11 protein-coding genes are annotated in these 12,919 nt (G+C 60.0%); 8 read left to right on the plus strand and 3 right to left on the minus strand.

The window, feature by feature from the left end; genetic code table 11:
* Nucleotides 1-73: 73 nt before the first annotated feature.
* The 7 genes from ATU_RS15520 to ATU_RS15550 all read left to right on the plus strand — a co-directional run bounded on the left by ATU_RS15520 (nt 74) and on the right by ATU_RS15550 (nt 8,679).
* Nucleotides 74-2,362 carry an NADP-dependent malic enzyme gene (locus tag ATU_RS15520; protein WP_010972967.1) on the plus strand — a complete coding sequence of 763 codons (2,289 nt, stop codon included), beginning with the start codon at nt 74-76 and terminating at the stop codon, nt 2,360-2,362.
* A 254-nt stretch (nt 2,363-2,616) separates the two neighbouring features.
* Nucleotides 2,617-3,456: a transporter substrate-binding domain-containing protein gene (locus ATU_RS15525; RefSeq protein WP_010972968.1), complete on the plus strand. Its 840-nt coding sequence runs from the start codon at nt 2,617-2,619 to the stop codon at nt 3,454-3,456.
* Nucleotides 3,457-3,640: 184 nt separating this feature from the next.
* The gene (locus ATU_RS15530; RefSeq protein WP_035257378.1) at nt 3,641-4,384 is read left to right on the plus strand and encodes an amino acid ABC transporter permease; all 744 of its coding nucleotides are present in this window, start codon (nt 3,641-3,643) and stop codon (nt 4,382-4,384) included.
* Nucleotides 4,381-5,163 (plus strand): amino acid ABC transporter permease, encoded by a 783-nt coding sequence (locus ATU_RS15535; protein ID WP_010972970.1) that lies wholly within the window; start codon nt 4,381-4,383, stop codon nt 5,161-5,163. The genes ATU_RS15530 and ATU_RS15535 overlap by 4 nt, the downstream gene beginning before the upstream one ends.
* A 12-nt stretch (nt 5,164-5,175) precedes the next feature.
* A complete protein-coding gene (locus ATU_RS15540; RefSeq protein ID WP_010972971.1) occupies nt 5,176-5,991 on the plus strand; it encodes an amino acid ABC transporter ATP-binding protein in 816 nt (271 codons plus the stop codon).
* A 4-nt stretch (nt 5,992-5,995) separates the two neighbouring features.
* Nucleotides 5,996-7,342, plus strand: a complete 1,347-nt coding sequence (locus ATU_RS15545) for an MmgE/PrpD family protein (RefSeq protein ID WP_010972972.1) — start codon at nt 5,996-5,998, stop codon at nt 7,340-7,342.
* Between the two features lie 26 nt (nt 7,343-7,368).
* Entirely contained in the window at nt 7,369-8,679 is a 1,311-nt protein-coding gene (locus tag ATU_RS15550; protein WP_010972973.1) for an LLM class flavin-dependent oxidoreductase, read from the plus strand.
* 78 nt (nt 8,680-8,757) lie between these two features.
* Here ATU_RS15550 and ATU_RS15555 read toward each other — a convergent pair whose 3' ends face one another.
* Nucleotides 8,758-10,494 (minus strand): methyl-accepting chemotaxis protein, encoded by a 1,737-nt coding sequence (locus ATU_RS15555; protein ID WP_010972974.1) that lies wholly within the window; start codon nt 10,492-10,494, stop codon nt 8,758-8,760.
* A gap of 314 nt (nt 10,495-10,808) precedes the next feature.
* On the opposite strand from ATU_RS15555, the gene ATU_RS15560 reads away from it, so the two are divergent.
* Nucleotides 10,809-12,062 carry an NAD(P)/FAD-dependent oxidoreductase gene (locus tag ATU_RS15560; protein WP_010972975.1) on the plus strand — a complete coding sequence of 418 codons (1,254 nt, stop codon included), beginning with the start codon at nt 10,809-10,811 and terminating at the stop codon, nt 12,060-12,062.
* Between the two features lie 15 nt (nt 12,063-12,077).
* On the opposite strand, the gene ATU_RS15565 is transcribed toward ATU_RS15560, so the two are convergent.
* Nucleotides 12,078-12,611, minus strand: coding sequence for a hypothetical protein (locus ATU_RS15565; RefSeq protein WP_169539088.1), 534 nt, complete (start codon nt 12,609-12,611; stop codon nt 12,078-12,080).
* 69 nt (nt 12,612-12,680) lie between these two features.
* A complete protein-coding gene (locus ATU_RS15570; RefSeq protein ID WP_035216233.1) occupies nt 12,681-12,905 on the minus strand; it encodes an aa3-type cytochrome c oxidase subunit IV in 225 nt (74 codons plus the stop codon).
* Nucleotides 12,906-12,919 lie beyond the last annotated feature (14 nt).

Consider the following 12,919-nt stretch of genomic DNA (forward strand, 5'->3'; position numbering starts at 1 on the left):
CAGGCGTGCAAAAAATACCATAACAACAACGAATATTTTTATACTGATAACGACAGGAAAGCACGCTCAGCCCATGTCCGACACGACGAAAACCGCCAGCACAAGAACATCGGTTACGGATCAGGAAGCCCTGGATTTCCACGCGCAGGGCAGGCCGGGCAAACTGGAAATCACCCCGACCAAGCCGATGGCAACGCAGCGGGATCTGTCGCTTGCCTATTCGCCCGGTGTTGCTGTGCCGGTGAAAGCCATCGCCGAAAATCCGGCGACCGCTTACGATTATACCACCCGCGGCAACATGGTGGCCGTCATCTCGAACGGCACCGCCATCCTCGGGCTCGGCAATCTCGGCGCGCTCGCCTCCAAGCCGGTCATGGAAGGCAAGTCGGTCCTCTTCAAGCGTTTCGCCGATGTCGATTCCATCGATCTCGAGGTCGATACCGAGGACGCCGATGAATTCATAAATTGCGTGCGCTACCTTGGCCCCTCCTTCGGCGGTATCAATCTCGAAGACATCAAGGCGCCGGAATGTTTCATCATCGAAAGCCGCCTGCGCGAGCTGATGGACATTCCCGTCTTCCATGACGACCAGCACGGCACCGCCATCATCGCCGCCGCCGGCCTCATCAACGCCATCGAACTTACCGGCCGCGACTTCAAGACGACAAAGCTCGTCTGCAATGGCGCAGGCGCTGCCGCGATTGCCTGCATGGACCTCATCAAGGCCATGGGTTTCAACCCGGAAAACATCACGCTCTGCGATACCAAGGGCGTGATCTATCAGGGCCGCACCGAAGGCATGAACCAGTGGAAATCCGCCCATGCGGTGAAGACCGACAGACGGACGCTGACGGAGGCGATGAACGGTGCGGATGTGGTGTTCGGCCTGTCGCAGAAGGGCGCTTTCACTGAAGAGATGATCCGCTCTATGGCGCCGAAGCCGATCATTTTCGCCATGGCCAACCCGGATCCGGAAATCACGCCGGAAGAAGTCTCGCGCATCCGCGACGACGCGATCATGGCGACCGGGCGTTCTGACTACCCGAACCAGGTCAACAACGTCCTCGGTTTCCCCTATATCTTCCGCGGCGCGCTCGACGTGCGTGCCCGCCAGATCAACGACGCGATGAAGATTGCCGCCGCACAGGCGCTGGCCGATCTTGCCCGCGAAGATGTGCCTGACGACGTGGCCGCCGCCTATCAGGGCAACCGCCCGCGCTTCGGGTCGCAATACATCATTCCGGTTCCCTTCGATCCGCGCCTGATCTCGGCCATTCCGGTGGCCGTGGCCAAAGCCGCCATCGAAACCGGCGTCGCCCAGCGCGAAATACCCGATCTCGACGCCTATGCCCGCGAGCTTTCCGCCCGCCGCGACCCGATGGCCTCTACGACGCAGCGCCTTTACGAGCGTGTGCGCCGTTCGCCCAAGCGCGTGGTCTTTGCCGAAGCGGAAGAAGAGCAGGTCATGCGCGCGGCGATTTCGTTCACGGCGCAGGGTCTCGGCACAGCCATCCTGCTCGGCCGTGACGATATCATTAAGGCCAATGCAGAACGCGCGGGCATCGATCTCGACCGCGCCAATATCGAAATCACCAATGCCCGTCTCTCCAGCCGCGTCGATGCCTATGTCGATTATCTCTATGCGCGTCTGCAGCGCGGCGGTTTCCTGCTGCGCGACGTGCAGCGTCTCATCCATAACGACCGCAACCATTTCGCCGCCTGCATGGTGGCGATGGGCGATGCGGATGCCGTGGTGACCGGCGTTACCCGCAATTATTCCACCGCGCTGGAGGATATCCGCCGCTGTATCAACACCAAGCCTGGCCATCGCGTCATCGGCGTTTCGCTTGTTGTCTCCCGAAATCGCACCGTCTTCGTCGCTGATACCGCCGTGCACGACATGCCGAATGCGGAAGACCTTGCCGATATCGCGGAAGAGGCGGCCCACCTCGCCCGCCGTTTCGGTTATGAGCCACGCGTCGCCATGCTTGCCTATTCCACCTTCGGCCAGCCGGTCGGTGAACGCTCCGACAAGGTGCGCGAAGCGGTGAAAATCCTCGACAAGCGCAATGTCAATTTCGAGGTGGACGGCGAGATGTCGGCGGATGTGGCGCTGAACCATCAGCGCATGCAGAGCCAGTATCCCTTTGCCCGCCTTTCCGGTGCGGCCAACGTGCTGGTCATGCCCGCCATCCATTCCGCCTCCATCTCCACCAAGATGCTGCAGGAACTGGGCGGCGCGACCGTCATCGGTCCGCTTCTCGTCGGCCTCGACAAATCGGTGCAGATCACCTCCATGGGTGCCAAGGACAGCGATATCGTCAACATGGCGGCCATCGCAGCCTATAACGCCGGCCGATGACGTCGCCATGTATTTCTTCTCCCCGCCGGGGAGAAGAAACAAGCGGCAATCGATCGCCTCATATCTGGCGAACCGGTCAGCAGGCAGCGAAACCAAAGAACAAGATTCTACGATTTCCCATTAGTAGAATATTTTTTCGCATAAGAAGCTTTATTGGAACGCGATTTTATTCATACTATTTTTTGCGCAATGCCAATTCTCGCTCTCGGCGGGTGCCTCATGTAGTTTCCACTCACACTCAAAAGGAAATACCCATGGCCCTCTCTTTCTCCAGATTTGCCGCAAAACTCATTGCCGGAACCGTCGTCATCGCTTCGATGGCCACTGCGGCGCACGCGGATGCAACGCTTGACCGCATCAAGGGTCGCGGCAAGCTCACCGTCGGCGTCATCCTGTCTGGTGCACCTTTCGGCTTCATCGATCCGAAGACGCAGGAGCAAAAGGGCCTCAACATCGATGTTGCCAAGGCACTGGCCGCCGGTCTCGGCGTAGACCTGGTCACCGAAACCGTGACCCCGCCCAACCGCGTGCAGTTCCTGCAGCAGGGCAAGGTCGATATTCTCATCGCCAACATGCAATACACCGAAGAACGCGCCAAAACGCTTGATTACGTGCCGACCCCCTATGACCGTCAGGGTGGCGCCGCCATCGGCCGCAAGGATTCGGGCATCAAGGACTGGTCGGACCTGAAGGGCAAGATCGCCTGCGTTTCGCAGGGCTCGAACTACACCCAGCCGCTCATCGAGCAGTACGGCGCACAGGTCAAGGCGCTGCCGAGCCAGCCGGAATCGCTCTTGGCGCTGAAGGGCGGCAATTGCGATGTTTCCGTTCACGTCAACGGCACGCTGAGCCTGATGCTTCAGGACCGCGCCGACGAGTGGAAGGATTACGGCATCCTCATCCCCACCGATCTCATCCCGTCGGATTCCGTCATCTGGCTGCGCAAGGGTGAAGCCGACACACAGGCCGCGCTCGACAAGATCGTCAAGGACTTGCACGCCTCCGGCAAGATGATCGAATTCGCCAAGGCCAACCGCCTGCCGAGCATCGGCTACATGGAAGAGCAGAAGAAGAAGCTTTCCGCCGCGCAATAAGGCGTGGGGCAATCTGGTTCGTCCCCTCACCTTCGCGTGACGGAGAGCCCCTGTCACGGAGGCGTTTTGCGCCAACCCTCAAGAACGGCCGGTTTCGCCTGCCGTTCTTTTCTGCTTTATAACAAGGCAGGCCATTCTGGCGACGCCCGTCCGGCAGCACCCGCAATAACAGCATGGATTTCCGATGCAGGATTCGTTTACAGCGCGCTTCATTGAACTCGCCGCGCATCTCGGCCTCAACTATGATTTTCTGAACAGCGGTTACGAGGTTCAGATCTGGCTTGATGGCATGAAGATGACGCTCATCCTCGTCGCCGTTACCTTGCCGCTCAGCCTCGTTTTCGGCTTCATTTTCGCGGCCATGCTCACGTCAGGCAAAGTCTGGCTCGCCGGTCCCGTGCGCGCCTATGTCGAACTGACACGCAACACGCCGACGCTGGTACAGCTGATGTGCGGTTTCCTCGTGCTCAACATGCTGATTTCCAATGCGCTGGGCGGTGCGCAGAACAATCCGCTGACACCTTTTTTCTGGGTTGTTGCCATCACCTGCCTGCACGTTGCCGCCTTCCATGCGGAAGCGTTGCGTGGCGGTATCGAGGCGGTGCCGACCACCACCATCGAGGCGGCGCGCGCCATCGGTTTCAGTTCGCTGGAGATTTTGCGTTACGTCGAGTTTCCGCTGGCAATCCGCACGGCGCTCCCCTCGATCATCAACAATCTCGTCAACCTGGTGAAGCTCACAACGGTCGGTTCGGCGATTGCGGTGGGTGAAATCACCTATGCCTCGATCCTGATCTGGACGCAGCGCGACAATGTGGTCGAGTTGATGCTCGTCATCCTCATCTTCTTCAGCGTCATCAATTTCATCGTCGCAAGGGCCGGTCTCTGGCTTGAACGACGCCTTGCGGTTCCGGGGTTCGGCCAATGAGCGCGGTGGTTTCTCAAACGCGGGTGGCAAAGAAGCTTCCCTTCGGCACCATTCTGCTGCTCGGCGTGGTGATATCAGTCGTTCTGTGGCTGATCCTCGACCCCTCGCTCGGTCAGGTGCTGCTGCAATGGCTGCCCTATCTGGCGAAGGGTTTCGCCATGAATGTGCTGATCAGCATTCTGGCGATCGCCATCGGTACCTTCATCGGTGTCGTGCTCGGCATCATGGAGCTTGCGCCTTACCGCATCGTGCGCGCACCGGCGCTCACCTACGTGCAAATCTTCCGCAACGCCCCGCATCTGGTGCTGATATTTGCCGCGACCTACATCTTTCCTTTCGAGATCGTCGCCTTCGGCAACTACATTCCCTTCCCGGACTGGATCAAGGCCGTCGTCGGTCTTGCCATTCCGGCGAGCGCCCATATTGCCGAAATCACTCGCGGCGCCATCCAGTCCATCCCGACCGCCCAATGGGAAGCGGCGCAAGGACTGGGCTTTTCCCGTAACCAGACACTGCGCTGGATCATCCTACCGCAATGCGTGAAACGCTCGCTGCCGCCATGGATGAACCTCTATTCCTCGATCACCATGGGCACGGCGCTTGCCTCGCTGGTTGGCGTGCATGAGCTTTTGCACGCCGCCACAGATGCCAGCACCGCCGTGCAGCGCAACGATTTCACTGTCGTGGTCTATCTCACCGTGCTGATGGCGTTCTTCCTGTTCTGCTATCCCGTCTCCCGTTTCACGCAGCGCCTCGAGCGGCGCTTCGCTTCCCGCTGATTGGAACACGCCATGTCCGCACCCGCACCACAAAACGCCGCCCAAGCCCCTGTCACCAAAGCGCTTGTCGAACTGGAAGGGATTCATCTCTCCTTCGGTGACAATCAGGTCCTGAAAGGCATCGACCTCACGGTCAACAAGGGCGACGCCGTCTCCATCATCGGCCCTTCCGGCTCGGGAAAATCCACGATCCTGCGCTGCATCAACGGCCTGCTCATTCCGCAATCCGGCAAGATCACCGTCGGCGGCACCCGGGTAGACCAGTTGAAAACCGAGGCAGAGCGCATCGCGCTGCGCAAGCGCATCGGCATCGTGTTCCAGCAGTTCAATCTCTTCCCGCATCTGACGGTCATGGAAAACATCACCATCGCGCCGATCAAAATTCTCGGCACGCCGAAGGCGGAAGCCGAGCGTCATGCCCGCGAATTGCTGGAGAAGGTCCGTCTTTCCCAGAAGGTCGATGCCTATCCCGGCCAGCTTTCCGGTGGCCAGCAGCAGCGCGTGGCCATTGCCCGTGCGCTCGCCATGCGGCCGGAGCTGGTGCTGTTCGACGAAGTCACCTCGGCGCTCGACCCGGAAACCGTGGGCGAAGTGCTCGCCGTCATCCGCGATCTCGTCAATGACGGCATGACCAGCATTCTCGTCACCCACGAAATGCGCTTTGCCGAAGAAATCAGCGATAAGATCGTCTTTACCGAAAACGGCCTGATCGTCGATCAGGGCACGCCGGAACATATCTTCTACAGGTCGACCAACCCGCGCATCAACGCCTTCGTCAAGGGTCTTGGCGGGCAGGTGGCGCGGGTGACCGACGGCGAAGGGATCTGACGCCATGGCCGCCGACGAAAAACTAACCCTCCATCTTGCCGAAGCCATCGCCGCTTCCGATCCGTTACGCGATGAAGAGGCGGTCACAATCGCCCGCACGGCTCTGATCGATTTTTTCGCCTGCCAGCTGGGTGGCGCTGCCGACAGAAGCGCGAAAATCCTGATCGATACCTTCACGTCAGGAACGCAAGGCACGGCCGGAATCATCGGCCACGATCTGCGCACCGATGCCTTTACCGCCGCCCTCATAAACGGCCACGCCGGGCATGTGCTTGATTATGACGACGTCCATGGCAGCGTGCGTGGCCACCCCACTGTCGCCATCATTCCAGCCCTTTTGGCTGTTGCGGTCGAGGAAAACTCTACAGCGGATGCCTTCATCGCCGCCTATATCGTCGGGCTGGAGACCATGGCGCGGATTGGCCTGTCGCTCGGCACCAAGCACTACGAAAATGGCTTCCACGCCACCGCCACACTCGGCCCCATCGGCGCTGCGGCAGCCATTGCCCATCTCCTGAAATTCGATCCGCAGACCACGGCCACGGCACTCGGCCTTGCCGCCACGCAATCGGCCGGGCTTCGCCTGCAGTTCGGCTTCGATGCCAAGCCGCTGCATGCAGGGCTTGCCACACGCGCCGGCCTTACCGCCGCGCGACTGGCACGATCAGGTTTTCAGGGCGCTCCGGATTTTCTGGAAAACCCCATCGGCTTTTATTCCGCTTTCGCCTTCGGCGCCGAGCAGCCAAAACGCGTTCTCTCCGGCTGGGGCGCACCCTGGCAGATCGTCTCGCCCGGATTGACGCTCAAGGCCTTTCCCTGCTGCACTGCCGCCCACCCCGTCGCCGTCGGCGCGCTTGCGCTGCGCAGCGCCCATGATCTGACACCGAACGAGATTGAAACAGTCGTTATCACCTTCCCCCCGGGTGGCGACGCTGCCCTCGTCGGCTCAGCCACACCCGCAACCGGCATCGATGCGCGCTTCAGCCCCGAATATGTCTTTGCTGCCGCGCTGACCGACGGAGCAATCGGCATCGGCCATTTCGACGAACGCCCGGCGCGTGCCGATCTGCTCGCACTTTCAGCAAGGGTCTCGCGCCGGCACGATGAGACCGCCCGCCGCCTCTCCCCCGATCCGACCACCCGTTTCGTGGTCATCGATGTGACGAAAAAGGACGGCTCGGTTCTCTCGCGCCGCATAGACGGTCTTCCTGGCATTGACGATCCAACGGAGAAATTCGCCGACGCCACCGGCGGCAATGAAAAATTCGCCGGGATTCCGGCGCTGGTGCGGAGCATGAAGACCGCAGCCGACCTAAGGAAGCTCGAAACGCTTCTGGCAACCGCAATATAACTCGACCGACATGAAGGCATGACCCCATGACCAATACGACCCGCAAAAGACAGATGCATCTCGGCCTTTTCCTGCAGGGCGCCGGGCACCACGTTTCCGGCTGGCGTCACCCCGATGCGGAGGCCGGCAGCGAGAACTTCGATCTGCTCACCCGCGTCACGAAAATGGCGGAAGCCGCAAAATTCGACATGGTCTTCCTCGCCGATGGCCTGACCAGCGGTGTCGACGCCCATCCGTCGATGATCGCCCGTTTCGAGCCGCTGACGTTGCTGGCAGCGCTGGCCATGGTGACCGACAAGATCGGTCTGGCCGCCACCGCCTCCACCACCTATGGCGAGCCCTATCACACCGCCCGCGCCTTCGCGTCCATCGACCATCTGAGCCACGGCCGCGCGGCGTGGAACATCGTCACCACCTCCTATGCCCGCACGGCGGCGAATTTTTCCAAGAGCCATCCCGAGCATGACGAGCGTTATGCCGTGGCGGAAGAATATGTAAACGTCGTGCGCGGCCTGTGGGACAGCTGGGACGACGATGCCTTTGTCAAGGACAAGCAGGCTGGGCGTTATGTCGATCCGGAAAAGGTCCATATCCTCGACCACGAAGGCAAATATTTCACGGTCAAAGGCCCACTCAACATTCCGCGCTCGCCGCAGGGGCACCCCGTTCTCATTCAGGCGGGCTCTTCGGGACCGGGACAGGACCTCGCCGCCCGCACCGCCGATATCGTCTTCACTGCCCAGCAGGCAATTTCCGAAGCGCAGGCCTTCTATACCAGCCTCAAGGCGCGGGTGGCTAAATTCGGTCGCGATCCGGCAAGCGTCGCCGTGATGCCGGGCTTTATGCCGATCATCGGCCGGAGCTTCGAAGAGGCCGGCGAAAAGCTGAAGGAACTGAACCGCTGGACCGACATCAAAAACGCCATGCCGCTGCTTGAAGAACGTATCGGCCACAGCCTTGCCGATTACGATCTCGACGGCCCGCTGCCAGACCTGCCGATCTCCGACCAGCTGCGCAGCCGCGCTGAACTCCTGACGGAGCTCGCACGCCGCGAAAAGCTGACAATCCGGGAACTGGCACTGCGCGTTGCCGCGGGCCGTGGTCACCACATTGTCATGGGAACGGCGAAAGAGGTGGCGGACCGGATGCAGCAATGGTTCGAAAACGGTGCGGCTGACGGTTTCAACGTCATGCCGCCCTTCTTCCCCGGCGGGCTGGAGGAATTCAATCGCGAGGTTGTGCCACTCCTGCAGGAGCGCGGCCTGTTCCGCAAGGATTATGAGGGTTCGACGCTGCGTGACCACCTCGGTATCGCGCGACCGGCCGTGCGGGCATAACGGCATGCGGATGCCCGATCAAAGGTATCCGCATCCACCAAATCCTGTTCATGAAAAGCGGCCCCGGGGCCGCTTCCTTTATGCGGCCGCCCTTGCGGAGGTCTGATCGCGCCGGACGGTGTTTGAAGTATCGGGGCGCATGGACGATCCGTCGTCGCGCTGAGCCGTGCGGCGGTTCAGCTTGAACAGGCTGACAAGCTGAGCCAGCGCATCGGCGCCCTGTGCCAGCGTCGTGCTGATGACCGTGGTGCGGGCGCTCATCGCCGCATTTTCCTGCGTCATCCGGTCCAACCGGTTAACGGCTTTGTTGATCTCGCTGATACCGGCGGCCTGCTCGTCCGCCGCTTTGGAGATCGTGTCAACATTGCCGTCAATATGCCGGACCAGTGAATCGATCTGCTTCAGCGCCTCACCGGTCTCGCCGACCAGCCTGACGCCCTCAAGAACCTCGGTGCCGGAATTGTTGATCAGCGCCTTGATTTCCTTGGCGGCACTTGCGGAACGTTGTGCAAGTTCACGCACTTCCTGCGCCACCACCGCAAAGCCCTTGCCAGCATCGCCCGCCCGCGCGGCTTCCACACCGGCGTTCAGTGCCAGTAGGTTGGTCTGGAAGGCAATTTCATCGATCACGCCAATGATCTGACTGATTTCCCGCGATGCCGTTTCGATACGCTGCATGGCATCGACCGTGCGCTCCACGACTTCGGTGGAAGCAACGGTGGAGGCCCGCGCGCTCTGCACGAGTTTGCGCGTCTCTTTCATATTTTCCGTCGATGAGCGAACGGTCGCGGTGATTTCTTCGAGCGCCGCCGAGGTTTCCTCAAGCGCCACCGCCTGCTCACGCGACCGTTCGGCGAGATTGACGGAGGCTTCGCTGACTTCCTGGCTGCTGCGGGTCAGGTCACCAGTCTGGCCGAGAACATTCTCCAGCGTCTTCTGGAATTCGGCGATGGATTTGTTGAAATCCTGCCGCAGCCTTTCGAATTCGCCGACGAAGGGTTTGTCCAGCGTGACTCGGATATTGCATTGAGACAGCCGCTCGAGCGCAGCCCCAAGTTCCTCGACCGCATGCACCCTGTCCGTCACATCAAAAGCAAATTTCACCACCTTGAAGACGCGACCCCGGTCATCAATGATCGGATTATAGGAAGCCTGAATAAAGACCCGCTTGTTATCCTTGCCAAGCCGCATGAACTGCCCGGTCGAGAAATGACCTCTGCCAAGTTCCTTCCAGAAATCCCGGTAGTCCTGGGATTGGGCATAGGCCGGCTCACAGAAGATCGAATGATGTTTGCCGATGATTTCTTCCGCCGTGTAATCAAGCGTCGTGAGGAAATTTTCGTTGGCGCCGAGGATTTTTCCGTCTGGCGTAAATTCGATCATGGCCTGCGCCCGGGAGAGCGCGGCGAGTTTGCCGTCATCTTCGGCGCTCTTGCGCTTGATCACGGTGATATCGGTTGCGATCTTGACCACCTTGTAAGGTTTGCCGAAACGGAACACTGGATTGTAGGAGGCTTCGATCCAGATTTCATCGCCATTTTTGGCCTGGCGCCGATACTGACCCTGATCATATTCGCCGCGCGACAGCTTTGCCCAGAATGCCTTGTATTCCGGCGAGGCGGCGTCTTCGGAAGACAGGAATATGCTGTGGGTGCGCCCGACGATTTCAGACGGCTGATAGCCGACAGCCTTGCAGAAATTATCGTTCGCTTTCAAAATTTTTCCGGTCAGGTCGAACTCGATGATGGCCTGTGAACGGCTGAGCGCGTCCAGCACTGCAGAAGCGTCCAGACCAAATTTGGAAAAGTGAGACATATGCTTGAAACCCCAACAGTAACCAATATGCGGACCGCTTCACCCCTGAAATATAAAGATGAAAACGGTCAGCCTGCCTGCACGCGAAACTAGCCGGGTACGGTTAAATAGCGATTAATGATGACTTATAACTATCAATCCGAAGCGTCGATTAACTGCCGACATGCTTTGCCGCCGAAATATTCGCCTTGTCTATTTCGAACCGCTTATTTGCCACAGTGCTGATATTTCTGCGTCAACGACGCGATGCGGCCTTTCATCCAAACGGCATTCATTGTTATGGCGGGGTGAAAGACTAGTTTGCAGGAGCGCCGATGACCAAGACCCTGAAATGCGATGTGCTGGTGATCGGCACCGGCATCATCGGTTCCATGGCGGCGCTTTATCTGCAGAATGCCGGGCGCGACGTCGTGCTTCTGGAGCGGGGCGAGGTTGCCCGCGGCGCGAGTTCCGGCAATGCCGGCATTCTGGCCTTTCCCGAGATCATTCCCATCCCAGCGCCGGGCATCATGAAAAAAGCGCCCCGCTGGCTGTTCGATCCGCTGGGCCCGCTCAGCGTGCCGCCGGCCTATGCGCCCAAGATTGCGCCCTGGTTATGGCGTTTCTGGCGCGCCAGCGCCGAGCGGAACTTCCGTCACGGGCTGAAGTCGCTTACGGAAATCAACCGACTGGCAGCCGTGGAAATGGCCCATGTTGCCGCCATGCCGGAACTATCGCACCTCGTTTCAAAAACCGGAACGCTCGATCTCTATGACAGCGAGGCAAACCTCAACGCCGCTCGCAGGGACTGGGAAGAAAAACAAAGCGCCGGCTTCGCCTTTGAGCGTGTCGGCCGCAATGAAATCGATGCGTTGCAGCCGGGTCTCGCACCGCAGTTCCGCCACGCGATATTCTCTGCCGATGGCCTGCAGGTCTCCGACCCCTATGATTTCACACGCGCCATTTTCGATCTGGTGGTTGCCCGTGGCGCCAGCCTGCGCAAGGGTGAAGCCGAGCGCATCGATGCCGTCGGCGAAAGCACGATCGTGACGCTCGAAAACGGCGACAAGATCGACGCCGACAAAGTGGTGATTGCCGGCGGCGCCTGGTCGAAAAAGCTTGCCGAAACGCTTGGCAACATCGTGCCGCTGGAGACCGAACGCGGTTACAACACCACCCTGCCCGCTGGAGCCTTCGACCTGACCCGCCAGCTTTATTTCAATGATCATGGCTTCGTCGTCACCCCGCTGTCGACGGGCATCCGCGTCGGCGGTGCCGTCGAACTCGGCGGGCTCGAACTGAAACCGAATTTCCGCCGCGCCGAAGCGATGCTGAAGAAGGCCGGGCGTTTCCTGCCCGGACTGAAGCTGGAAGGTGGGCAGCAATGGATGGGGTTCCGCCCGTCCATGCCGGACTGTCTGCCCGTCATCGGCACGGCCCGCGCCACGCCTTCCGTGATCTATGCCTTCGGCCATGGCCATCTGGGGCTGACACAATCGGCAGCCACGGCCCGGCTGGTGACGCAGTTGGCCAGCGGCAAGGAGACGGCAATCTCGGTCGACCCGTTCCGGCCGGGGCGCTTTTCCTGAACGAACAGGCCTCGCCTATTTCACCTGCTGCATGGAATCGTCCGGAAACGTCACCTCGGCGAAGGACGGATAGACTTTGCGCAGGATAGTGACCTGCTGCTGGTCGCTCACCCTCAGTAGATACCACTGCGCACCATCCATCAGTGCCAGCGTATGGGATTTCGCCTCGATCGTCTGGCCACCGGTTTCCATGACCGTTTTCGTCGGAACAAGCGCATAGGGCGTTCCGTCAGGTGTTTTCGCGAGGCTGATCGCCTGCGTATCCATGGTGAATTCGGTGATCTTGACCGCCGCGAGCGCCATCTGCATCTGCGCCGTCAAGGCGCCGCGCAATTGCTCCACGGTGATACCGGCCTCGCTTGCGATGAATTCAAAGACTTTCGGCGGCACCGTCTTGCTGACAGTTCCAAAATCCTGCGCATTCAAAGCCGTACTGAACCGCTCGATCTGCGTGCGAAGACCATCCTGCTCGGCAGGCGAAAGATCGCGCGACCAGACAGGATGGGCAATCGCCACCAGCAGGAACAGGCAATATACCAGACGCTTCATGGCTTGGCCTTTCCGGTTATCCGGCATCGCCCGGTTCCCGGACCGGGAACCGCTCATGAACGAAATTGCTCAGCGCAGCAGAACGAAACCCGCAGCCGAAAGCGCGACGAAGACAATCAGACCGCCAAGGAAGCCCGCGGATGTGAAGAAACCTGCGACCATGGCCAGCATCAGCACGCATAGCAGCATGGTGCCATACTTCGTCATGGCCAGAAAACCGTTATAGGTCTTTTCATGCTCGGCGTAGTTCATCTCGGCACCAACTTCGACCGGACCCGTGTGATGTTCGCTCATTCCGCTTCCCCTTT

The organism is Agrobacterium fabrum str. C58 (assembly GCF_000092025.1).
Classification (GTDB): Bacteria; Pseudomonadota; Alphaproteobacteria; order Rhizobiales; family Rhizobiaceae; genus Agrobacterium; species Agrobacterium fabrum.